This window comes from Streptomyces sp. NPDC097107, assembly GCF_044762405.1.
Taxonomy (GTDB): domain Bacteria; phylum Actinomycetota; class Actinomycetes; order Streptomycetales; family Streptomycetaceae; genus Streptomyces; species Streptomyces thinghirensis.
In genome coordinates this window covers 495,062-517,742 of the sequence record NZ_JBIWEF010000004.1, presented here as the reverse complement: position 1 = coordinate 517,742, position 22,681 = coordinate 495,062, and the positions used below count along the sequence as shown (strand labels likewise).

Here is a 22,681-nt window from a genome sequence, read left to right as displayed (position 1 = left end):
GAGCGCCTTCGTGGCGGAGCCAGGCAGGCGCTCCGGCAACGCGGCGAGCGTGTGTGCCAGGCGTCGCACGGCAGGCGGAGATCCGCCGGGCAGGCCGGAGGGCGGGCCGCGCGGCGGCTGGTGCGTGCGATCGCAAGGCGCCGGAGCGCCTTCGTGGCGGAGCCAGGCAGGCGCTCCGGCAACGCGGCGAGCGTGTGTGCCAGGCGTCGCACGGCAGGCGGAGATCCGCCGGGCAGGCCGACGGCCTGCCGGCCCGGCCCATACCCCGTGACGGTCGTTCACTCCCCGTTGAGATTGGGCGACCGTCCGTACGGGGCAAGCACTGGGTGTACGGGTTGGAGGAGGTGGCGGCGACGTATGACGAGCATGTCGAGGGCGAGGGTGGCCCGGCGGATCGCGGCCGGCGCGGCGTACGGCGGCGGCGGCATCGGGCTGGCCGGTGCGGCCGCGGTCGGTCTGCTGCTGGCGGAGATGCAACTGGCCAGGCGCCGGGTGGGCATCGGCACACCGGACCGGGTGCCGAACGCACAGGGGCTGTACGGCGGCATTTCGCCGACGACGGGGGAGCCGCCGCTGCGGCTGATGATGCTGGGCGACTCCACGGCCGCCGGGCAGGGCGTGCACCGGGCCGGGCAGACGCCGGGCGCGCTGCTGGCGTCGGGGCTGGCGGCGGTGGCGGAGCGGCCGGTGGAACTGGGGTCGGTCGCGGCACCCGGGGCCTGTTCGGACGACCTGGACCGGCAGGTGGCGCTGGTGCTCGCGGATCCGGGCAGGGTGCCCGACATCTGCGTGATCATGATCGGCGCGAACGACGTCACGCACCGGATGCCCGCGACCCGCTCGGTCCGGCACCTGTCGGGGGCGGTACGGCGGCTGCGTACGGCCGGCGCGGAGGTGGTGGTCGGCACCTGCCCGGATCTGGGCACGATCGAGCGGGTGCGGCAGCCGCTGCGCTGGCTGGCCCGGCGGACCTCGCGGCAGCTGGCGGCGGCGCAGACGATCGGTGTCGTGGAGCAGGGCGGGCGCACGGTTTCACTGGGCGATCTGCTGGGCCCGGAGTTCGCGCAGAACCCGCGGGAGCTGTTCGGCCCCGACAACTACCACCCCTCCGCCGAGGGGTACGCCACGGCCGCGATGGCGATCCTGCCGTCGGTGTGCGCCGCGCTCGGCCTGTGGCCGGCCGAGGAGGAGCGCCCCGACGCACTGCGCCGCGAGGGCTTCCTGCCGGTGGCGCGTGCCGCGGTGGAAGCCGCGTCGGAGGCGGGCACGGAGGTCGCCGCCGCGATGCCCACGGGGCCGCGGGGGCCCTGGGCCCTGCTCAAGCGCCGGCGGCGGCGCCGGGTGGCGGAGGCGGAGCCGGCGACGTCGGCGCAGCCGAGGTAGGGGCGTGGCACTCACCGGCGCCGGCCGGGGGCCGCTGCGCCCACCCGTGCCGCCCCAGCGGCACGACTGCCCGCAGTTGTGGACGTCGCCAAGCAAGCGCTTAGAAAGTTGCGGCCCATGTCACACCTCCGCACCCGTGACCCAGGCCATACGTCCGGGTAACTTCCCCAGCAGCCGCCCAACCTCTCTCCCGCCCGTCGCCCGACCACCACCCCTCAACGAGGCGCTACGCGCCGCATCTTCTTCTCTGGAGCCGTGATGCCCGAAGCCGTGATCGTCTCAGCCACCCGCTCCCCCATCGGCCGCGCCTTCAAGGGATCCCTCAAGGACCTGCGCCCCGACGACCTCGCCGCCACGATCATCCAGGCCGCGCTCGCCAAGGTCCCCGAGCTGGACCCCAGGGACATCGACGACCTGATGCTCGGCTGCGGCCTGCCCGGCGGCGAGCAGGGCAACAACCTCGGCCGGATCGTCGCCGTCGAGATGGGCATGGACCACCTGCCCGGCTGCACCGTCACCCGGTACTGCTCCTCGTCGCTGCAGACCTCCCGCATGGCCCTGCACGCCATCAAGGCCGGCGAGGGCGACGTCTTCATCTCGGCCGGTGTCGAGATGGTCTCCCGGTTCGCCAAGGGCAACTCCGACAGCCTGCCGGACACCCGGAACCCGCTGTTCGCCGAGGCCGAGGCCCGTACCGCCGAGGTCGCCCAGCAGGAGGGCACCACCTGGCACGACCCGCGCGAGGACGGCCTCGTCCCCGACCCGTACATCGCCATGGGCCAGACCGCCGAGAACCTGGCGCGCGCCAAGGGGATCACGCGGCAGGACATGGACGAGTTCGGCGTCCGCTCGCAGAACCTCGCCGAGGAAGCCATCAAGAACGGCTTCTGGGAGCGCGAGATCACCCCGGTGACCCTCCCCGACGGCACGGTCGTCTCCAAGGACGACGGCCCCCGCGCCGGCGTCACCCTGGAGGGCGTCCAGGGCCTCAAGCCCGTCTTCCGCCCCGACGGCCTGGTCACCGCCGGCAACTGCTGCCCGCTCAACGACGGCGCCGCCGCCCTCGTGATCATGAGCGACACCAAGGCCCGCGAGCTGGGCCTGACCCCGCTCGCCCGCATCGTCTCCACCGGTGTCTCCGGCCTCTCCCCCGAGATCATGGGCCTGGGTCCGGTCGAGGCGAGCAAGCAGGCGCTGTCCCGCGCCGGGCTGACCATCGACGACATCGACCTGGTCGAGATCAACGAGGCGTTCGCCGCGCAGGTCATCCCCTCCTACCGCGACCTCGGCATCCCGCTGGAGAAGCTGAACGTCAACGGCGGCGCCATCGCCGTCGGCCACCCCTTCGGCATGACCGGCGCCCGCATCACCGGCACGCTGATCAACTCCCTCCAGACGCACGACAAGCAGTTCGGCCTGGAGACCATGTGCGTCGGCGGCGGCCAGGGCATGGCCATGGTCATCGAGCGCCTGAGCTGACCGGCACACCGCTGCTGAAAGACGGTCAGTAGCGCCTGGGAGACCCAGCGTGACACCACGGCCCGGAACCCCGCTCGCCCCAGGGTTCTGGGCCGTTTTGTGACTCAATCTCCCCCAGGATGTGACCTACCTCTCCCTGCACCCTGATTTACGCAGGTCAGACCAGCCCCACCCCTACCTTCCGGGCCCAAAGTCCTGTCCGTTTCGTGACGTTACGCACTGACAGACGGTTAGTCCTCCCTTCAAGCTGATGTAGGAAGTCGGGGGTCGACTTTGAACCGGGAGTACGTCAGTGAGCGCCATGCCGATCGCCCTGCTGCTCACCACGGCCGCCACCGGCGCCGTGGGCGTCGCCGTCCTGCGCAGCATTCTGGTGCTGCGCCGGCAGGTGGCGGCGCTGCGCACCGAGCTGGCCGAGAGCCGGGCCGCCGCCACGCGTGGCCGTGTGCCCGCCGCCCGCACCACCGCCGACGCCGAGGAGATACGCGCCGCCGTCGCGGAGGCGCTCGCCGAGGAGCGTGAGCGCGAGCTCGCCGAGGCGCGGGCCTTCTGGGCCGCCCAGGAGTCCCGCGACGCCTCCGACGCGCCCCTGCTGCTCGGCCTGTCCGACAGCGAGCTGTTCCTGCCCCGCCAGGCCGATTTCGTGGGCTTGGAGCCCGTGGTCGAGCCGGGCGGGGACGCCGACGAACCGACCGCGAAGGACGCGGGCCCCAGGGAGTCCGCCGAGCTGGCCGCCGCTCGCCGCCGGCACCCCTCGCACCCGGACTTCGTGCCGAATCCGTCGCCCGCCGTGGGCGATCACGAGCGCACCGTCGCCACTCTCGAGGAGCTGGCCGAGTCGAGCGTGGCGCTGGCGGACGTCCGCCCGGGCCCGCTGGGCACGCTCGACGTGTACGTCTTCGCCGACGGCACCACGCTGTGCATGACCCCGGGCCACCGCGAGACCGCGGAGCGCCTGGCCGCCGCGCTGGGCGCGGGCAAGACGCCCTACCTCCTCGGCGGCTCGGGTATCTCCGGCGCCTACACGCTGACCTTCGCCTGCGGCGAGGAGAACGTGTACATCCTGGCGGACCGCGTCATCGCGTCCCTCTGAGGCCTGCCGTTTGGATCGTGCCGGCGTCGCGGGGCGTGGCGCCGCACGCACGTCTGCGGCGTTGTCGTCGGTTGCCCGGACTTTCTGGTCCCTGCCCGGTCTTTGCGGGGCCGCGTCAGACCCCGGCCCGTTTGCGGGCCTCCTCCACCAGCCCCACCGCTTCCGCCACCTGGCCCTCGTCGCTCAGCACGAGGGCCAAGTCGTGGGCGGCGACGGCGATCTGGTCGGCGGCGGCGAACATCCCCGCGTCCGGCATCACCCGCGGCTCCGTCCCCGGTTCCTCCACGAGTTGGGCGCGCCGGGCCAGCTCCCTGGCCAGCTCCAGCGCCTCGGCGGCGGCCCCGCGTTGCAGTCTGCTCTGCGGGGCGGCCCGCAACCGGTCGGCGAAGTCGTCCACGGCACGGGTCAAAGGCGTCGTATCAACCACGGCGCGAGCGTACGCGCCCCTCCGGGACTGTTGCCAACGGGCGAACGCTCAGGCACGGTGACCTGAAGGACCGGCTCACAACCCCTTTCGTCCGGAGGCGCCGATGTCCCAAGTCTTCTCCGAGGAGACCCATCGCAACATGCTCGCCCGCATTCCCCACTGCACCGGTCGTGAGATCTCCGACTGGCTGCGCACCGTCGAGGACGGCCCCTCCCTCTTCCGCTTCGAGGAGAAGGTCAGCTGGCTCCGTCACGAACACGACCTCGCGTACGGCCACGCGAAGGCGATCATCCACGAGTACGACCTGAGAAGGGCCGCGCGCAAGCTGCGCTGAGCGCGCGCCGCCGTCACGACGAGGAAGGGCCCCGGGCACAAGCCCGGGGCCCTTCCTCACCAGCGGCCAAGCGATTCGCCGCTAGTCGCTGCTGTTCAGGATCGCGATCAGACGCAGGAACTCCAGGTACAGCCAGACCAGCGTCAGCGTGAGGCCGAAGGCGGCGAGCCAGGCCTCCTCGCGCGGGGCGCCGTAGGCCAGGCCGTCCTCGACCTGCTTGAAGTCCATGGCCAGGAAGCACGCGCCGAGGATGATGCCGACGATGCCGAAGACGACACCGAGCGTGCCGCTGCGGAAGCCGAGGCCGTCACCGCCGCCGAAGACGGCGAACATCAGGTTCACCATCATCAGGAAGACGAAGCCGAGCGCGGCCGCCATCACGAAGCCGTAGAAGCGGCGGTTGACGCGGATCCAGCCGGCCTTGTACGCGATCAGCACACCGGCGAAGACCGCCATCGTGCCGATCACGGCCTGCATGGCCGCGCCGTCCGCGATGCGGTTGTCGACGACGCTGGAGATGACGCCGAGGAAGACACCCTCGAACGCCGCGTACGTCAGGATCAGCGCCGGCGAGGCCTTGCGCTTGAAGGACTGCACCAGCGCCAGGACCATGCCGATCACCGCGGCACCGATACCGAAGCCGATGGAACGGCCGATGTTGGCGTCGTCCACGGGCAGCAGCGCCCAGGCGAGCGCGGCCGTCACCACGAGCACACCGAGTGTGCTCGCCGTTCGGATGACGACGTCGTCCATCGTCATCCGGTCGGCGGTGGCCGGCGCCTGCGGCGGCGCGCCGTACTGCTGGTCCTGCTGGGCGTACGGGTTCTGCGCGTAGGGGTTGCCGACGGGCTGGGCGTACGGGGTGCCCTGCGTGCCCTGCGCGTACGGGTTGCCCTGGGTGGCGACGGCGGGACCCCCGGCCTGCGGCGCGGCGTTGAAGCCCGCGTAGCCGTTGTCGCGGCTGAACCCCCGTCGCGAGAAGACCGGGTTTCTGCTCCTCATTTCACTCCTCCATGGCCACACGACGCAGCCTTGGCTCAAGAGTAATGGAACGGCAAAGGAATGACCCTACTGCTTGGGGAGGATCTTTCCCTGCTCCTGGCGGACAACACGCTACGCGGATCAGTGATTCCCCTCACCGGCGGGGCGGGCGCGCGGCCGGGTGCCCGTTCACCCGATCGGGAAACCGGTGTAGGCCTCGGCGAGGTCGGTCTCGGCGGCGCGGGAGGAGGCGATCCGGTCGAGGCGGGCCAGCTGGAGCCGGTTCTCGAAGGGGGTCGCGTCGGGGGCGGGGTGCAGGAGGGTCGTCATGTCGTAGGAGAACCGCTCGGCCTGCCAGACGCGGCGCAGGCAGGTCGCGGAGTAGGCGTCGAGGAGTTCGTCGGAGCCGGTCCCGGTCCGGTGGGCCAGCGCCCGCGCGAAGGTGACGACGTCCCCGACGGCGAGGTTGAGGCCCTTGGCGCCGGTGGGCGGCACTATGTGCGCGGCGTCGCCGGCCAGGAAGAGGCGGCCGTGCCGCATGGGCTCGTGGACGTAGGAGCGCATGGGGGTGACCGACTTCTGGGTGATCGGGCCCCGGTTCAGGACCCAGTCGTCGTCGGTCTCGAAGCGGCGTTCCAGCTCGGCCCAGATCTCTTCGTCGCTCCAGCTCTCGGCGTCCGTGTCCGCGGGCACCTGGAGGTAGAGCCGGGAGACGGACGGGGAGCGCATGGAGAGCAGGGCGAAGCCGCGGTCGTGGCGGGCGTAGACCAGCTCGTCCTGCGAGGGGGCGACGTCGGCGAGGATGCCGAGCCAGCCGAAGGGGTACGTCCGTTCGAAGGTGCGGCCCAGGCCGGCCGGGACCGCCGCCCGGGCCACGCCCCAGAAGCCGTCGCAGCCCACGACGTAGTCGCACTCCAGGACGTCCTCGGCGTCCGCCTGGCGGAAGCGGATGCGCGGGCGGTCGGTCTCGGCGCCCTCCACGGCCAGCGCCTCCGCCTCGAACAGCAGCGGGCCGCCCTCCTTGAGCTGGAGGGCGATGAGGTCCTTGCAGACCTCGGTCTGCGCGTAGACCATGACGGACCTGCCGCCGGTGAGCGCGGGGAAGTCGACGCGGTGGCGCCGTTTCGCGAACCGCAGCTCGATGCCGTCGTGGGGCAGCCCTTCCCGGTCCATCCGCTCCCCTGCCCCGGCCGCGCGCAGCACGTCCACGGTGCCCTGCTCGAGGATTCCGGCGCGCTGCCGCCGCTCGACGTAGGCCCGGTCGCGGCTCTCCAGGACGACCGAGTCGATACCGGCGTTGTGGAGCAGCCGGGCGAGGAGGAGTCCGGCGGGGCCGGCCCCGATGATGCCGACGGTGGTGCGCATCGGTCGTTCCCTTCGATTGGCGTCGTTGCCGCGAGGATGTTCGCTGGTGTCGCGCGGTGCGAGTGTTCGCGCAACGGAGGTGGTCTCGTGACGGGGGTGTTCGCGTAACGGGGGGTGTTCGCGTGACGGGGGGTGTTCGCGTAGTGAAAATTCTTTCACCGATTGCTGGGAGGATTTTCCGGCCGCGCACACGCCACTGTCAACGGTTCGAGGGGAAGTTCCGGAGGATCGACGGCGTCGGAAGTGCCCGGAGCCGGACTTGAACCGGCACGCCCCGAGGGGGCAGCGAGGTTTAAGCTCGCCGTGTCTGCATTCCACCATCCGGGCAGGCCATGGGCTCCGCGTCGAGTGCCCCGAGCCTATCGGGACGCGCCCCTCGAACAGCGGGCGGGCGGGCCGATGTTGTCTTATTTTATTGGCGCCTGATAGTGCATCAGCTCCGGGGGCAGGCCGTCCACACCCGCCAACACCCTTGCGTGCGTCGGTCGGCCACGCATGCGGAATGACGGAATTTCACCGTCTCTACAAGGACGCCCGCCCCGTTCTCGCGCCGGCGGCGCCGCGGCGGGCCCGTCAGGGTCGCCCGTCATCCGCAGGTATGACACCGGCCCGCGCCGTCCGACCGTAGTCGCCCCTCGAAACCGGAACAGCGGCTGACTACACGGCGCCCCGCGGCCGGAAGGATGGAGAACGTCCCCGAGCACACGCCGTACCGACAGGAGCACCCTTCCCGTGACCACCGCACCCTCCCCCAGGCTCCGCCCGGGGGCACCCCCAGCCGACCGGTCCACCGCCGTGGCCGCACGCGCCACGGAGCTTTCCAAGATCTACGGCCAGGGCGAGACCCAGGTGGTCGCCCTGGACCGGGTCTCCGTCGACTTCCGGCAGGCCGAGTTCACCGCGATCATGGGCCCCTCCGGCTCCGGCAAGTCCACGCTGATGCACTGCGTCGCCGGCCTGGACACCTTCTCCTCCGGCTCGGTGCGCATCGGCGACACGGAACTGGGCTCCCTGAAGGACAAGCAGCTGACCAAGCTGCGCCGGGACAAGATCGGCTTCATCTTCCAGGCGTTCAACCTGCTGCCGACGCTGACCGCGCTGGAGAACATCACCCTCCCGATGGACATCGCGGGCCGCAAGCCGGACAAGCAGTGGCTGGACTCCGTGATCCGGATGATCGGGCTGTCCGACCGGCTCGGCCACCGTCCCTCCCAGCTCTCCGGCGGCCAGCAGCAGCGCGTGGCCGTGGCCCGGGCGCTGGCCTCGCGGCCGGAGATCATCTTCGGTGACGAGCCGACCGGAAACCTCGACTCCCGCTCGGGCGCCGAGGTGCTGGGCTTCCTGCGCAACTCGGTGCGGGAGCTGGGGCAGACCGTGGTGATGGTGACCCACGACCCGGTGGCCGCCGCCTACGCGGACCGGGTGGTCTTCCTCGCGGACGGACGCATCGTCGACGAGGTGTACGGGCCGTCGGCCGACTCGGTGCTGGACCGCATGAAGCAGTTCGACGCCAAGGGCCGCACCAGCTGACCCGGCCCCCGGCCCGTTCCCGTCCCTGACCCGCCCGTACCGCCGACAGAGAAGACCCATGTTCCGTACCGCCTTGCGCAACGTTTTCGCGCACAAGGCCAGGCTGTTGATGACCGTGCTCGCCGTGATGCTCGGCGTGGCGTTCGTGTCGGGCACCCTGGTCTTCACCAACACCATCTCCGACGCCCTGCAGAACAGCTCCGCCAAGGGCTTCGACCAGGTCGACGTCGCCGTGACCACCGAGTACCAGGAGGCGAAGGGCGACAAGGTCGGCGAGGTCCCCGAGCTGACCGACGCCCTCCTCGACGACAGCGCGAAGGTGCCCGGCGCGGCCTCCGCCATCGGCGTCGTGACCGGGTTCACCGCCGTCGCCGACAAGGACGGCGACCTGATCGGCGACGGCTGGAGCACGCAGGGCGGCAACTACTGGGGCGCGAAGGACCCCCGGTATCCGCTGACCGACGGGCACGCCCCGAAGGGCGCGGGCGAGATCCTCATCGACTCCAAGACCGCCGAGCGCACCGGCTACGGCGTCGGTGACACGGTGCGGATGTCCGTGGACGGTCCGGTCATCACCCCGAAGGTCGTCGGCGTCTTCACCACCGACGACGGCAGCGTCGCGGCCGGCGGCAGCCTCACCCTGTTCGACACGGCGACCGCGCAGAAGCTCTTCGGCAAGGCCGGCGCCTTCGACGAGATCGACGTCCGGGCGAAGCCCGGCGTCACCCAGGCGGCACTGAAGGCGGAGCTGGACAAGGCGCTGCCGAAGGACCTCGTCGAGACCACCACCGGCAAGGAGCTGGCCGACGACCAGGCGGAGACGATCGCCTCGTCGATGAGCAGCATGAAGCAGGGGCTGCTGGTGTTCGCCGGCATCGCGCTGTTCGTCGGCACGTTCATCATCGCCAACACCTTCACCATGCTGGTCGCCCAGCGCACCAAGGAGCTGGCCCTGATGCGGGCGGTCGGCGCCTCCCGCCGGCAGGTCACGCGGTCGGTGCTGATCGAGGCGTTCGTGGTGGGCGTCGTCGCTGCGGTGACCGGCCTGCTCGCGGGCATCGGCATCGGCGCCGGGATGCGCTCCCTGATGGGCTCGATGGGCGCCGTGGTGCCCGACGGTCCGCTGGTCGTCTCGCCCGGCACGATCGTCGCGGCCCTCATGGTCGGTGTCCTGGTCACCATGCTGGCCGCGTGGCTGCCGGGCCGCCGGGCGGCGAAGATCCCGCCGGTCGCGGCCATGAGCAGCGTGCACGCCAAGGCCACGACCAAGTCACTGGTACTGCGCAACACGCTGGGCGCGCTGGTCTCCGCCGCCGGCATCGCGGTCGTCCTCGGGGCGACGTCGATGAGCGGTTCGGACGGGCAGACCCCGATGGCCATGGGCGCGGTGCTGCTGATCATCGGCGTGTTCATCCTGACGCCGCTGCTGTCGAGGCCGCTGATCGCCGCCGCCGCGCCGGTGCTGCGGGTGTTCGGCATCTCGGGCAAGCTGGCCCGGCAGAACTCGGTACGCAACCCGCGCCGCACCGCCGCGACCGCCTCCGCGCTGATGATCGGCCTGACCCTGATCACCGGCATGACGGTGATGGCGGGCAGCCTGCAGAAATCGATCGACAAGATGGCGTCGGCGTCGATCAAGGCCGACTACGTGGTCTCCATGGCCAACCGCACCCAGCTCTCGCCGGACGTGGCCAAGACGCTGGCCGGGGCGGACGGGGTCAGCGCCATCAGCCCGCTGCGCGACGCGGAGTCCCGCATCGGCGGCGAGACCGAGTACCTCACCGGCGTCACCGGGTCCACGATCGGCGAGCTGACCGACCTCAAGGTCGAGCAGGGCACCTTCGAGGTGGGCGGCGACAAGGTCGCCGTCGACTCCGACACCGCGAAGGACCGCGGCTGGAAGGCCGGCTCCACCTTCACCGCCGCCTATGAGGACGGCGCGAAGCAGAAGCTCACGGTCACCGGGGTGTACGAGGGCAACGACCTTTTCCGCGGCATCATGGTCGACCTGGCCAACCTCGCCCCGCACCAGTCCGACCCGGTCGACATGCGGGTCATGGTGAAGATGTCCGACGGGACCTCGGCGGCCTCGAAGAACAGCCTGGAGCAGGCGCTCGACACCAACCCGGCGATCAGGATCCAGGACAAGAAGGACGTCTCCAACGAGGTCGCGAAAAATATCACACTGATGCTGAACATGCTCTACGGCCTGCTGGCCATGGCGGTGATCGTGGCGGTCCTCGGTGTCATCAACACCCTGGCCATGTCGGTCTTCGAACGCTCCCAGGAGATCGGCATGCTGCGGGCGATCGGCCTCGACCGCCGGGGCATCAAGCGGATGGTCCGCCTGGAGTCCCTGGTGATCTCCCTCTTCGGCGGGGTGCTCGGCATCGGGCTCGGCGTGTTCTTCGGCTGGGCGGCCGGCGAGCTGATGGGCACCTCCATTCCGACGTACGAACTGGTCCTGCCCTGGGGCCGGATGGGCGTCTTCCTGCTGCTGGCCGCCCTGGTGGGTGTCCTCGCGGCGCTGTGGCCGGCCCGGCGGGCGGCCCGGCTGAACACGCTCGACGCCATCAAGGCCGAGTAGCCGGTACGTGTGAACAGGGCCCCGTTCCGATGCGCGATGCGGAGCGGGGCCCTTCGCCGTGCGCCCGGGGTCAGTTCCAGGTGCGGGCGCGCAGCGGCATGCCGGAGCCGCCCGGCTCGGGGGTCTTCACGGCGAGGACCTGGTTGACGCCGATGCGGTTGCGCTCGAAGGCGAGCGCCGAGGCGGCCATGTACAGCTGCCAGACACGGGCGCGGCCGGGGCTGACCAGCCGCGTGGCCGCCGCCCAGCCGGTCTCCAGGTTGGCGACCCAGTGGCGCAGGGTGAGCGCGTAGTGCTCGCGGATCGACTCCACGTCGCGCACCTCGAACCCGGCGCGCTCCAACTGCGTGACGGTGGTGCCGACCGGGGCCAGTTCGCCGTCGGGGAAGACGTAGGCGTCGATGAACTCGTCCACGTCGTAGGCGGACTCGTCGCGCCGGGGGCGGCGGGCGATCTGGTGGTTCAGCAGCCGTCCGCCCGGCTTGAGGAGCCTGAACAGGTCGGCGGCGTACTCCAGATACCGCTCGGCGCCGACGTGCTCGGCCATACCGATGGACGAGATGGCGTCGTACGGCCCGTCCGCGACGTCCCGGTAGTCCTGGACCCGGATCTCCACCCGGTCGGTGAGCCCCGCGTCGGCGACGCGCTTGCGGGCGAACGCGGCCTGCTCCTGGGAGAGCGTGACGCCGACGACGCTCACGCCGTGCTCGCGGGCCGCGTGGATCGCCATGGAACCCCAGCCGCAACCGACGTCGAGAAGGCGCTGACCGGGGGTCAGGCCCAGCTTGCGGCTCACCAGTTCGAGCTTGTCGCGCTGGGCGTCCTCCAGAGTGCCGCCGTCGGCGGGGAGGGCCGGCCAGTAGGCGCAGGAGTAGACCATGGACGGGCCGAGGACCAGCTCGTAGAAGTCGTTGCCGACGTCGTAGTGGTGGCTGATGGCGTGTCTGTCGCTGCGCTTGGTGTGCAGGTGGCCGCGGGCCCGGCGGACCTCCTCCGGCGGCGGGGCGGGCGGCAGCGGCGGCCCGGCGAGCCTGACCAGGCCGCGGACGGCGGCCCGGACCTCGGGGTCGCGGAGCGCCTCGGCGAGGCCGCGGGCGTCCTCGTCGCGCTCCCAGACGAGGCCGGCGAGGAGTCCGAGGGCGGTGTAGAGGTCGCCGTCCACGTCGAGGTCCCCGGCCACCCAGGCCCGGGCCAGGCCCAGTTCGCCCGGCTTGAACAGCAGGCGGCGCAGGGCCCTGCGGTTGCGTACGACGAGGGTCGGCGCGCCGGGCGGACCCGCCTGCGAACCGTCCCAGGCGCGGAGGCGCACCGGGAGTGGTGCTCCCAGCAACTGTTCGAAGAGGTTCTGCAGCCGCAGCGCGGCGTCAGCCATGGCGTACCTCCGTGACGAGCGATCCCGGAATGTCCAACACCACGTAAACATCTGGGAGCCCGCCGTACAGTCCCCGGCGCGCGTTACGACTGAGCAAAATACCTGTACACACCACGAGGTTTTCCCGCCCCGTCGGCGCAGCGCGAAGGGGCCGCCCGCACCACGGATGGCGGGCGGCCCACTTCGATGAGCTACTGCGCTACTGCGGGAGGCGACCGGAGGTCAGGAGGCCTTGGCCTTCTCCTCGGTCTTCTCCGACTTCACGTTCTGCCCACCCCTGTCGGCGGCCTTCGGCGCGGCGGCCGGCGCCGGCTTGGCGGCCTCGTAGAACTCCTCGCGCGGCGTCTCCATCGCGCCGAGGGAGACGACCTCGCGCTTGAGGAACATGCCGAGCGTCCAGTCCGCGAAGACGCGGATCTTCCGGTTGAAGGTCGGCATCGCCATGCCGTGGTAGCCGCGGTGCATGTACCAGGCGAGGCGGCCCTTGAGCTTGATCTTCATCTTGCCCATGACGATCATCGCCACGCCCTTGTGCAGGCCGAGGCCCGCCACCGCGCCCTTGTTGGCGTGGCTGTAGTCCTTCTGCGGGAAGCCCCGCATACCGGAGATCACGTTGTCGCCGAGGACCTTGGCCTGGCGCAGCGCGTGCTGGGCGTTCGGCGGGCACCAGGCGTTCTCGTTGCCCGCCTTGCGGCCGACGAGGTCCGGCACCTGGGCGTTGTCGCCCGCGGCCCAGATGTAGTCGGTGCCCTTGACCTGGAGGGTCGGCTCGCAGTCGACGTGACCGCGGGGGCCCAGCGGCAGGCCGAAGCGGGACAGCGCCGGGTTCGGCTTGACGCCGGCCGTCCAGACGATCGTGCTGGAGTCGACCTCGAGGCCGTTCTTCAGCACCACGTGGCCGTCGACGCAGGAGTCCATGGAGGTGGACAGGTAGACCTCGACACCGCGGCCCTCGAGGTGCTCCTTGCCGTACTGGCCGAGCTTCGGACCGACCTCGGGGAGGATCTTGTCGGCGGCGTCCACGAGGACGAAACGCATGTCCTCGCGGGAGACGTTCTTGTAGTACTTGGCCGCGTCGCGCGCCATGTCCTCGACCTCACCGATGGTCTCCGCACCGGCGAAACCGCCGCCGATGAAGACGAAGGTGAGCGCCTTGCGGCGGATCTCCTCGTCGGTGGTGGAGTCGGCCTTGTCGAGCTGCTCCAGGACGTGGTTGCGCAGGCCGATGGACTCCTCGATGCCCTTCATGCCGATGCCCTGCTCGGCGAGGCCGGGGATCGGGAAGGTGCGGGAGACCGCGCCCATGGCGATGACCAGGTAGTCGAAGGGCAGCTCGTACGCCTCGCCCACGAGGGGGGCGATCGTGGCGACCTTGCGGTCCTGGTCGATGGTGGTGACCCGGCCGGTGAGGACCTCCGCCTTCGGAAGCACGCGCCGCAGGGGGACGACGACGTGCCGCGGGGAGATGTTGCCGGCGGCGGCTTCGGGGAGGAAGGGCTGGTAGGTCATGTACGACCGCGGGTCGACGACGGTGACGGTCGCCTCGCCGTAACGCATCTTCTTCTGGATGCGTCGAGCTGCGTACAGGCCTACGTACCCACCGCCTACTACGAGGATCCTGGGACGCTCCGTGGTGCTCATGCCATCGAGTATCCACCCGCTCGAGGGGGGTGGTTCGTGCGCCCCTTCACAAGCTTCGGTGGCGGCTGTGCTACCATCCGCGATCCACGTGACGGAGATCATGGCGGAGAGTGGAACCAGCGTGTAGTGCACCCCGTTGTCAATGCCGCGTGAGCTGCTCCTCCGCACCTCCGGGGACGGTGGACCGCCCTCCTGGAGCGCCGCGCCGGGACCCCTTCGAAGCGCCGTCCTGAACACGTTCAAAGGGCAGTTGAACCCCAAAAGGGTCAACCGACGCGCTTTCGTCGTCCAACAGGGCCCAATTCCTTGTGAAGAACTTCACGAACTTTCCCGACGGGATGTCGCCGGGGGCCCCGCAGGACCCCGCTAGGCGCGCTCAACCGTCGCCCGTCCTGCTCAGACCGCGACCGCGGAGCCTCCGCCCGCCCCCTGCGCCACCGACCACGCGATGCCGTCGAGGATGTCGTGCTCGCTCACGCACTCGACTCCCGAGAGATGCCGCGTGTACACGTGGGCGCGTACACTGGCCCCATGAGTGAGAACACCGTGACCGTGCGGGAAGCCCGCGCACACCTCGCCGACCACATCAACCGGGCAGAAGAAGGCGTCCCGACTGTCATCACGCGCAATGGCGCCCCGGTGGCCGCCGTGGTACCGATCTCGGACTTCGAAGCGCTGGAGGAAGCGGCCGACGTGATGCTGGCGCGCGAGGCCGAAGCGGTGCTGGCCGAGGGGGGCAGCACCGTGACCATGGCGGAACTGCTGGCGGACCTGTTCACCGAGCATGACGGCGAGGCGGCGTGAAGTACGCCTTCCGGTTCACCACGGCGGCGCAGCGGCAGCTCCGGGCCATCAGCCGACCCGACGCCATGCGCATCCTGACCGCACTGACCGCACTCGGTGACGACCCGTACCGCCAGGACGCCGACGTCAGGAAACTCACCGGACCGTCCGGGCTCTACCGGCTCCGGGTCGGAAGCTACCGCATCGCCTACCAGATCAACGATGGTGAACTCGTCATTCTCGTCGTCAAGGTGGGCGACCGGCGGGACGTCTACCGCAACCTGTGACGCCCCACCAGACATCGAGACCGCTGGGCACCGCCCCTCAACGCACCTCGCTCGCCGTGAAGTGAGCGATCCCGTCGAGGATGTCGTGCTCGCTCACGACGACCTCCTCCGCACCCGTCCGCTCCATGATCGAGAGCAGGACGAGCGCTCCCGCTCCGATCACGTCGACGCGGCCCGGATGCATGGAGGGAACGGCCGCGCGCTCGGCGTGGGTGGAGCGCAGCAGCCAGTCGGTGATCTCCCGGACCCGGTCGCGCGAGACCCGGGAGTGGTGGATGGCGGCCGAGTCGTACTCCGGCAGCTCCTGCGCGATCGCCGACACCGTCGTCACCGAGCCGGCCAGCCCGACCAGCGTGCGCGCCTCGCGCAGCGGCACCGTCTCCTCGGCGAGGTCCAGCGCCGCCTCGATGTCGGCCCGCATCGCCGCGACCTGCTCGGCGGTGGGCGGGTCGGTCACCGCGCCGTCGTGCACCAGGTGCCGCTCGGTCAGCCGCACACAGCCGACGTCCACCGAGCGGGCCGCGCGCACGTGGTCGTCCCCGACGACGAACTCGGTCGAGCCGCCGCCGATGTCGACGACCAGGTAGGGCTTGTCGAGGTGGTCGCGGCCCGCAAGCTCCTTGGTGGCGCCGGTGAAGGAGAACTCCGCCTCCTGGTCGCCCGAGATGACCTCCGGCTCCACGCCGAGGATGTCCCGCACCCCGCGCACGAAGACGTCCCGGTTCTCCGCGTCCCGGGAGGCGGAGGTCGCCACGAAGCGCAGCCGCTCGGCGCCGTGCTCCTTGATCACCTCGGCGTACTCGCGGCAGGCGGCGAAGGTCCGCTCCAGCGCCTCGGGCGCCAGCCGCCCGGTGCGGTCGACGCCCTGGCCGAGCCGCACGATGGTCATGCGGCGGTCGAGGTCGGTCAGCTCACTGGTCGAGCCCGCGCCGGAGGCGCTGTCGGACACAGTGGCGTCGGCGACGAGCAGCCGGATGGAGTTGGTACCGCAGTCGACGGCGGCGACACGGGTCACTTGGCGTCCTCCCCACAGGTCCCGCCGAGCGTCACGCACGGCCCCTTGCGCCACCACTCGGGCAGCATCGCGATCGCCTCGTCGCCCAGCGGGTTGACGCCGGGGCCGGCCGCCAGCGAGTGGGCGACCAGGACGTGCAGGCACTTCACGCGGTCCGGCATGCCGCCCGCGCTCGGGAAGCCGGTCAGCTCCTCGATCTCGTCACGCCGCCGGACGTAGTCCTCGTGCGCGGCACGGTAGGCGTCGGCCAGCTCCGGATCGGTGGCCAGGCGCTCGGTCATCTCCTTCATGACGCCGTTCGCCTCCAGCGTGCCGATCGCGGAGGCCGCCTTCGGGCACGTCAGGTAGTACAGCGTGGGGAAGGGCGTGCCGTCGGGCAGCCGGGGGGCCGTCTCCACGACGTCCGGGTGTCCGCACGGACAGCGGTGCGCGATGGCGCGCAGGCCGCGCGGGGGGCGCCCGAGCTGCTGCTTGAAAGCCTCGACGTCCGCATCGGTGGGCTCGGTGCGCGGGGTGGTCGGCGGGGGAGTCTGCATGACTGTCTTCTGCTGGTCTTCCTGTTGAGTCACTGCCGGCACTGTCGGCTCAATGCCGGGGCGGCCGGTTCACGACCGGGGTGGCCGGTTCACGACCGGGGTGGCCGGTTCACGGCCGGGGGGCGGCGGCGTCGGCCTTGTCGACCCCGTCCCAGACGTTCCGGTACCAGGGGCGGTCGGCGGCGCCGCCCTCGGCGCGGGCCTGCCCGGCCGCGTCCGGGTCGACGACGACGAAGCCCGTCTCCCCCGGCATCACGTAGTGCAGCCGCAGCCGGATCTGCTGCTCGGCGTAGGCGTCGTCCTGCCAGCGTGCCTTCAGGTCGCGCAGGTCCTCGACCCGGTCGCGGGTCTCCTGCCGCTCCCGCTGGAGATCGGCGATCTCGGCGCGCTGGGCGACGTACTGCCGTATCGGGTAGGCGAGCGCCACGACGAGCGAGCAGAGCACCATCGCGAGCAGCGCGGCCCGGCCGGTCAGCCGGGAGCGACGGGCCTGGCGCTTGGTCTGCGAGCGGTAGACCCGGGCCGCGGTCTGTTCCCCGATGATCCGGATCCTGGTCGCGGTGGAGAAACGGTCCCGGTCCTTCACCGCCATGTCTGTCCCCGCCTTAAGTCCACACGTGCGTACGTCCCCGCACACGGTACGGGACCGAGTACGGGGACGTACGTACGACGCTGCCTACCGAAGGGTGGCGCTCAGCCCTTGAAGCGCGGGAACGCGCTGCGGCCGGCGTACACCGCGGCGTCGTCGAGGATCTCCTCGATGCGCAGCAGCTGGTTGTACTTGGCGACGCGCTCGGAGCGGGCCGGGGCGCCGGTCTTGATCTGGCCGCAGTTGGTGGCGACGGCCAGGTCGGCGATGGTGACGTCCTCGGTCTCGCCGGAGCGGTGGGACATCATGCACTTGAAGCCGTTGCGCTGGGCCAGCTCCACGGCGTCCAGGGTCTCGGTCAGCGAACCGATCTGGTTGACCTTGACCAGCAGGGCGTTGGCGGCGTTCTCGTCGATGCCGCGGGCCAGGCGCTCCGGGTTGGTGACGAACAGGTCGTCGCCGACGATCTGGACCTTGTCGCCGAGCTTGTCGGTGAGGACCTTCCAGCCGTCCCAGTCGTCCTCGAACAGCGGGTCCTCGATGGAGACCAGCGGGTACGCCTCGACCAGCTCGGCGTAGTACTCGGTCATCTCGGCGGCGGAGCGGGTCTTGCCCTCGAAGGTGTAGGAGCCGTCCTTGTAGAACTCGGACGCGGCCACGTCGAGCGCGAGGGCGATCTGCTCGCCGGGGGTGTAGCCGGCTTCCTTGACGGCCTCGAGGATGAGGTCGAGGGCCTCGCGGTTGGAGCCGAGGTTCGGGGCGAAGCCGCCCTCGTCGCCGAGGCCGGTGGCCAGGCCCTTGTTCTTCAGGACCTTCTTCAGCGTGTGGTAGACCTCGGCACCCCAGCGCAGGGCCTCGGAGAAGGACTCCGCACCGATCGGGGCGATCATGAACTCCTGGATGTCCACGTTCGAGTCGGCGTGCGACCCGCCGTTCAGGATGTTCATCATCGGCACCGGCAGCAGGTGCGCGTTCGGGCCGCCCAGGTAGCGGAAGAGCGGCAGGTCGCTGGCCTCGGAGGCGGCGTGCGCGACGGCCAGCGAGACACCGAGGATGGCGTTGGCGCCCAGCGAGCCCTTGTTGTCGGTGGCGTCCAGGTCGAACATGGCCTGGTCGATCAGGCGCTGCTCGGTGGCGTCGTAGCCGACCAGCTCCGGGCCGATCTGCTCGATGACGGCGAGGACGGCCTTCTCGACACCCTTGCCCAGGTAACGGCCGGCATCGCCGTCACGGAGTTCGATGGCCTCGAAGGCACCGGTGGAGGCGCCGGACGGGACGGCGGCACGACCCGTGCTGCCGTCGTCGAGGCCGACCTCGACCTCGACCGTGGGGTTGCCTCGGGAGTCCAGGATTTCCCGGGCTACGACGACGTCGATGGACGGCACGAGCATCTCCTTCTTCAATGTGACGCTTCGGTGTGACGCGCGGGTCCACAGGACCGCAGCGGCTCTGCGGGACCGAGCCTAACCGGCTCCGGGCGATCGGCCAGCCGATCGCCCACCCGCTGGACAGAACCGAGAGTAAATTGTTTCCGAACGGAACAAAGACGTTTCCGGAAACCGGGGCGGCATCGTGGCGTGAAAAACCCGTCCCGGTGCGTACGGGGGAACACGCACCGGGACGGGAGCAGGGGGCTGCTGCTTACTTCAGGTGCAGCTGCTGGCCCGGGTAGATCAGGTCGGCGTCGTCGACGATGTCGTCGTTCAGCTTGAACACCTTGGCCCAGCCGCCCTTGACGTCGTGCTCCTCGGCGATCGAGCTGAGGGTGTCGCCCTTGACGACCTTGTACTCGCCGTCGCCCTTCTCGACCTTCTTGCCGGTCGGGGTGGTGACGGTCTTCTTCTCGGCCGGCTTCTCGGCCTTCGGCTCGGCGGCCGGGCGCTCGTCGGAGCGGGAGGCCTTCTGCTCGGTGGAGCGGTCGGCGGTGGAGCCGCCGCTCTCGCTCTGCGAGGAGCCGCTGTCCTGGCTCTCGGAGCCGCCACCGGTGTACGCGGCGCCCGACAGGCCGGTGCCGCAGACCGGCCAGGCACCCTTGCCCTGGCCCGCGAGCACCTTCTCGGCGATCTCGATCTGCTGCGCCTTGCTGGCCTGGTCGGCGGTGGCGGCGTACTGCGTGCCGCCGTAGCCGGCCCAGGTGGAGGCGGAGAACTGCAGACCGCCGTAGTAACCGTTGCCGGTGTTGATGGACCAGTTGCCGCCGGACTCGCACTGGGCGACGGCGTCCCACTCGGACGCGGTGGCGGCGGAGGCGTTGCCGGCCGCCATCAGCGGGGCGGCGACGGCGGCACCGGTGACGCCGGCGACGGCGATGACACGGGTGGCCTTGGACGGACGGCGGTGCTTGCCCTTGCCGGAAAACAGCATGGTTGATCCCCTCACCGACGCCTGCGAGGTGAGCTGTCGGGTTCGGGCCGGTTGAGTTGCCCGGCCGGGTTCCTCGCGGAACTCGGCTTAACCCCTAGCCGCTCCGGCTCAACTGCCCGGTGCGGCACTTACCTTGGGTCCCCCGCTCCTGCCTTCGGCGCTTGACGCGACGACTGTTCCCGGACGGCCGCTGGCAGGATTCGGCGTTGCGGCAGCCGGGGCCCGCGATGGCGAGCGGTCATGACCGTAGACACGCGCTCCGCGGATTTTCAAAGACGATCACGGCTTCTGAGACCTATCTCTCACGTGATCCAAAACGGACATACGGTCTCGAACCGTGACGCGAACTGCCCCTACTTTTCGCCCGATTCGCCCGTGACCGTGAGTGTCTGACCGGGCAGGATGTGGTCCGGGTCGGTGCCGACGACCTGCTTGTTGCCGACATAGAGCGAGCGCCACCCGCCGTCGAGCTCAAGGGAGTCGGCGATGCCCCAGAGGCTGTCGCCGGAACGGACGGTGTACGAGCCGTCCGCGGCCTCTCGCGACTCGCCCTCACCCCGCGAGGCGTGCCGCCCCGACGACTCGCCCGCACGACCGTCCGCCGCACCCTCGTCCGCACTGTCGCCGCGGTGCTTGCCCGCGCCGGAGTCCCCGGTGTCGGTGAGCGCCGAATCCCCGGCACTCTGCCCCGCCTTGTCCGTTTCGCCGGTCTCCGGAGAGGCCGTGGGCGAAGCGTCGGAACCCTGGGAGCCGGCGCTGCCCGTGGGCTCGGCTTCAGGGGATGTGTCGGACTTGGTCGAATCGCCCCCACTGTCCGACGTGGCGTCAGAGGTGGGGGGCGAAGACGGCGAAGGGGACGAAGCGGACGTCTCGGAGGTGGGCTCCGGCGACTCGGTCGTGCCGGACGGCTCGGGAGTCTCCGGCGTCTCCGGCGCTGCCGGCTCCTCCGACGTGCCGTCACCCGTCGAACCGGTTCCGCCGTCCGTGGGAGCCGGGTCGTTGCCCATGCCCGCGAGCAGGGCGCAGGTCGGCCAGGCGGCGATGCCCTGGTCCGCGTGCAGCTTCTCGGCGACTCTTATCTGCTGGGAGCGACTGGCCTGGTCGGCGCTCGGCGCGTACTCGGTGCCGCCGTACCGCTCCCAGACGTCCTGGGAGAGCTGCAGGCCGCCGTAGTACCCGTTGCCGCTGTTCTGGCTCCAGGCGCCGCCGGTCTCGCACTCGGCGACGCGGTCCCAGCTCGCCCCGTCGGCCGCGTGGGCGCCGGTGGCGCCGAGAAGCGGGATCGCGATGGCGGAGCCGGTCACTCCGGCTGCGACGACCAGGGCGGGAGCCTGGCGGGGGCGGCGGTGACGACCGTTCCCGGAGAGCATGCGACGACCTTTCACGAGACAGCGGGGACCGCGCGGCGGGTGATGCTCGGCGCCACGCTGGTTCGTGAACGTATAGGCAGATGATCGCTTGTCACAAGTTCATGCCGCGCAGATCACGTGAAGATCACAGAGTTGAGCGCGTGTCACTTTTGCGTCGGCGACGATTCGTTGCCCGCCGCCGACGGTACGGGTGTGAACGACACGGGCAAGGTGCGCAGACCTCGCATGATGAGCCCGCCGCGCCAGCGCAGTTCGGCCGGGTCCGCGGCGAGGCGCAGGTCCGGGAAGCGCGTGAGCAGTGTGGCGAGGGCGGTCTGCCCCTCCAGGCGGGCGAGCGGGGCACCGAGGCAGTAGTGGATGCCGTGGCCGTACCCGAGGTGCTGGCTGTCGCGGCGGGAGAGATCCAGGGTGTCCGGGTCCGCGAACCGCTCCGGGTCCCGGTCGGCGGCGGCGAGTACGACGAGGACGGGGTCGCCGGCCGCGATGTCCTGCCCGCCGATGGTGAGCGGCCGGGTGGCGAAGCGCCAGGTGGCCATCTCCACCGGGCCGTCGTAGCGCAGGAGTTCCTCGACGCCGGTCTCCAGCAGGGCGCGCTCGCCGGCGGCGAGGGACGTCTGCAGGCGGTCCCGTTGCCCGGGGTGGGTGAGCAGGGCGTACGCGCCGTTGCCGATGAGGTTGACCGTGGTCTCGAAACCCGCGAAGAGCAGGATGAAGGCCATCGCCGCCGCCTCGTTCTCGGTGAGGTGCTCGCCGTGGTCGGAGGCGCGGATGAGCCCGGAGATGAGGTCCTCGCCGGGGCCCGGCTCGGGCGGCAGTGCCGCGCGCTTGCGGTGGATGAGGTCGGCGAGATAGCCCCGCATCTTCTTCACCGACCGCGCGACCCCGCCCCGGGGTCCGCCGCCGTGCCGGATCATCATGCCCGCCCAGTCCCGGAAGTCGTCCTGGTCCTCCCGGGGTACGCCCAGCAGGTCGCAGATGGCGTAGATGGGCAGCGGGAACGCGAACTCGTGGATCAGGTCGGCGCTGCCGGTGCCGGCGAACCGGCCGATGAGGTCGTCGGCGAGCTCCTGCACCCGGGGCGCGAACTCGGCGACCCGGCGGGGCGTGAACGCCTTGCTGACCAGCCGCCGCAGCCTCGTGTGGTCCGGCGGGTCGATGTTCAGCAGGTGGGTCATCAGCTCGGCCTTCCGCTCCCCCGGAATGCCGGTCTTGCCCTTGGCGTGTGCGGGCTCGTCGTGGTGCGCCGGGTTCTTGGACAGCCGCGGGTCGGCGAGGGCCTGCTTGGCGTCGGCGTACCGGGTGACCAGCCAGGCCTCCACACCGCTGGGCAGCCGCGTGCGATGCACCGGGGCGTGTTCGCGCAGCCAGGCGTAGGCGGGGTAGGGGTCGCTCGCGAACTCCCAGGTGAAGAGCTCGGGGGCGGGACGGTCGGGCGTGGAGTGGTCGGTCACCCCTTGACCGTATCCGGGGAGCCGGCGGTGACCGGGGCGGCGGGGGCCCACCCCCGACGGTGACCGGGGCGGCGGGGGCCCACCCCCGACGGTG

At 70.9% G+C, this 22,681-nt stretch carries 20 protein-coding genes, 1 tRNA gene and 1 riboswitch; of the genes, 8 read left to right on the top strand and 13 right to left on the bottom strand.

Features of this window, described 5'->3' with window-relative positions:
- Positions 1 to 357 precede the first annotated feature (357 nt).
- The 3 genes from ACIQ1J_RS12485 (at position 358) to ACIQ1J_RS12475 (ending at position 3,955) form a co-directional block, all read left to right on the top strand.
- Positions 358 to 1,383 (top strand): SGNH/GDSL hydrolase family protein, encoded by a 1,026-nt coding sequence (locus tag ACIQ1J_RS12485; protein ID WP_403556540.1) that lies wholly within the window; start codon positions 358 to 360, stop codon positions 1,381 to 1,383.
- A 258-nt stretch (positions 1,384 to 1,641) separates the two neighbouring features.
- On the top strand, positions 1,642 to 2,862 hold the full coding sequence (locus ACIQ1J_RS12480; RefSeq protein ID WP_310873012.1) for an acetyl-CoA C-acetyltransferase: 1,221 nt from the start codon (positions 1,642 to 1,644) through the stop codon (positions 2,860 to 2,862).
- A gap of 292 nt (positions 2,863 to 3,154) precedes the next feature.
- Positions 3,155 to 3,955 carry a hypothetical protein gene (locus ACIQ1J_RS12475; RefSeq protein ID WP_403556538.1) on the top strand — a complete coding sequence of 267 codons (801 nt, stop codon included), beginning with the start codon at positions 3,155 to 3,157 and terminating at the stop codon, positions 3,953 to 3,955.
- Positions 3,956 to 4,070: 115 nt separating this feature from the next.
- On the opposite strand, the gene ACIQ1J_RS12470 is transcribed toward ACIQ1J_RS12475, so the two are convergent.
- Entirely contained in the window at positions 4,071 to 4,382 is a 312-nt protein-coding gene (locus ACIQ1J_RS12470) for a hypothetical protein (protein ID WP_193776322.1), read from the bottom strand.
- Positions 4,383 to 4,485: 103 nt separating this feature from the next.
- On the opposite strand from ACIQ1J_RS12470, the gene ACIQ1J_RS12465 reads away from it, so the two are divergent.
- Entirely contained in the window at positions 4,486 to 4,716 is a 231-nt protein-coding gene (locus ACIQ1J_RS12465; protein WP_055417294.1) for a DUF4287 domain-containing protein, read from the top strand.
- 81 nt (positions 4,717 to 4,797) lie between these two features.
- Here ACIQ1J_RS12465 and ACIQ1J_RS12460 read toward each other — a convergent pair whose 3' ends face one another.
- The 3 genes from ACIQ1J_RS12460 to ACIQ1J_RS12450 form a co-directional block, all read right to left on the bottom strand.
- Positions 4,798 to 5,718 carry a Bax inhibitor-1/YccA family protein gene (locus tag ACIQ1J_RS12460; RefSeq protein ID WP_403556535.1) on the bottom strand — a complete coding sequence of 307 codons (921 nt, stop codon included), beginning with the start codon at positions 5,716 to 5,718 and terminating at the stop codon, positions 4,798 to 4,800.
- 168 nt (positions 5,719 to 5,886) lie between these two features.
- Entirely contained in the window at positions 5,887 to 7,062 is a 1,176-nt protein-coding gene (locus ACIQ1J_RS12455; RefSeq protein ID WP_403556533.1) for a 4-hydroxybenzoate 3-monooxygenase, read from the bottom strand.
- A gap of 244 nt (positions 7,063 to 7,306) precedes the next feature.
- Positions 7,307 to 7,389: transfer RNA gene (locus ACIQ1J_RS12450), tRNA-Leu, on the bottom strand.
- A gap of 405 nt (positions 7,390 to 7,794) precedes the next feature.
- Between ACIQ1J_RS12450 and ACIQ1J_RS12445 the strand changes: the two genes are divergently transcribed.
- Together ACIQ1J_RS12445 and ACIQ1J_RS12440 are read left to right on the top strand one after the other, a co-directional pair.
- Positions 7,795 to 8,592, top strand: a complete 798-nt coding sequence (locus ACIQ1J_RS12445) for an ABC transporter ATP-binding protein (RefSeq protein WP_403556531.1) — start codon at positions 7,795 to 7,797, stop codon at positions 8,590 to 8,592.
- A gap of 58 nt (positions 8,593 to 8,650) precedes the next feature.
- Positions 8,651 to 11,179: an ABC transporter permease gene (locus tag ACIQ1J_RS12440; RefSeq protein WP_403556529.1), complete on the top strand. Its 2,529-nt coding sequence runs from the start codon at positions 8,651 to 8,653 to the stop codon at positions 11,177 to 11,179.
- A gap of 70 nt (positions 11,180 to 11,249) precedes the next feature.
- Here the strand turns inward: ACIQ1J_RS12440 and ACIQ1J_RS12435 are convergent, their stop codons facing one another.
- Both ACIQ1J_RS12435 and ACIQ1J_RS12430 read right to left on the bottom strand, forming a co-directional pair.
- Positions 11,250 to 12,551: a class I SAM-dependent methyltransferase gene (locus ACIQ1J_RS12435; protein WP_403556527.1), complete on the bottom strand. Its 1,302-nt coding sequence runs from the start codon at positions 12,549 to 12,551 to the stop codon at positions 11,250 to 11,252.
- Positions 12,552 to 12,773: 222 nt separating this feature from the next.
- On the bottom strand, positions 12,774 to 14,192 hold the full coding sequence (locus ACIQ1J_RS12430) for an NAD(P)/FAD-dependent oxidoreductase (protein WP_403556525.1): 1,419 nt from the start codon (positions 14,190 to 14,192) through the stop codon (positions 12,774 to 12,776).
- A 531-nt stretch (positions 14,193 to 14,723) separates the two neighbouring features.
- Between ACIQ1J_RS12430 and ACIQ1J_RS12425 the strand changes: the two genes are divergently transcribed.
- Complete coding sequence (locus ACIQ1J_RS12425; RefSeq protein ID WP_403556523.1) at positions 14,724 to 14,996, top strand: type II toxin-antitoxin system Phd/YefM family antitoxin; 273 nt, start codon at positions 14,724 to 14,726, stop codon at positions 14,994 to 14,996.
- Positions 14,993 to 15,262: a type II toxin-antitoxin system RelE/ParE family toxin gene (locus ACIQ1J_RS12420; RefSeq protein WP_403556521.1), complete on the top strand. Its 270-nt coding sequence runs from the start codon at positions 14,993 to 14,995 to the stop codon at positions 15,260 to 15,262. Before ACIQ1J_RS12425 ends, ACIQ1J_RS12420 begins: the two co-directional genes overlap by 4 nt.
- A 37-nt stretch (positions 15,263 to 15,299) precedes the next feature.
- On the opposite strand, the gene ACIQ1J_RS12415 is transcribed toward ACIQ1J_RS12420, so the two are convergent.
- From ACIQ1J_RS12415 to ACIQ1J_RS12385, 7 genes are all read right to left on the bottom strand, one after another.
- Complete coding sequence (locus tag ACIQ1J_RS12415) at positions 15,300 to 16,277, bottom strand: exopolyphosphatase (RefSeq protein ID WP_403556519.1); 978 nt, start codon at positions 16,275 to 16,277, stop codon at positions 15,300 to 15,302.
- Entirely contained in the window at positions 16,274 to 16,813 is a 540-nt protein-coding gene (locus tag ACIQ1J_RS12410) for a DUF501 domain-containing protein (protein WP_403556657.1), read from the bottom strand. The genes ACIQ1J_RS12415 and ACIQ1J_RS12410 overlap by 4 nt, the downstream gene beginning before the upstream one ends.
- 109 nt (positions 16,814 to 16,922) lie before the next feature.
- Positions 16,923 to 17,405 (bottom strand): septum formation initiator family protein, encoded by a 483-nt coding sequence (locus ACIQ1J_RS12405; RefSeq protein ID WP_403556518.1) that lies wholly within the window; start codon positions 17,403 to 17,405, stop codon positions 16,923 to 16,925.
- A gap of 101 nt (positions 17,406 to 17,506) precedes the next feature.
- The gene (eno, locus tag ACIQ1J_RS12400) at positions 17,507 to 18,787 is read right to left on the bottom strand and encodes a phosphopyruvate hydratase (RefSeq protein ID WP_210962850.1); all 1,281 of its coding nucleotides are present in this window, start codon (positions 18,785 to 18,787) and stop codon (positions 17,507 to 17,509) included.
- A 256-nt stretch (positions 18,788 to 19,043) separates the two neighbouring features.
- Positions 19,044 to 19,766: a transglycosylase family protein gene (locus ACIQ1J_RS12395; protein ID WP_403556515.1), complete on the bottom strand. Its 723-nt coding sequence runs from the start codon at positions 19,764 to 19,766 to the stop codon at positions 19,044 to 19,046.
- A gap of 3 nt (positions 19,767 to 19,769) precedes the next feature.
- Positions 19,770 to 19,936, bottom strand: a riboswitch (cyclic di-AMP (ydaO/yuaA leader).
- Between the two features lie 183 nt (positions 19,937 to 20,119).
- The gene (locus tag ACIQ1J_RS12390; protein WP_403556513.1) at positions 20,120 to 21,136 is read right to left on the bottom strand and encodes a transglycosylase family protein; all 1,017 of its coding nucleotides are present in this window, start codon (positions 21,134 to 21,136) and stop codon (positions 20,120 to 20,122) included.
- A gap of 143 nt (positions 21,137 to 21,279) precedes the next feature.
- Positions 21,280 to 22,587, bottom strand: a complete 1,308-nt coding sequence (locus ACIQ1J_RS12385) for a cytochrome P450 (protein ID WP_403556511.1) — start codon at positions 22,585 to 22,587, stop codon at positions 21,280 to 21,282.
- Between the last annotated feature and the right edge of the window lie 94 nt (positions 22,588 to 22,681).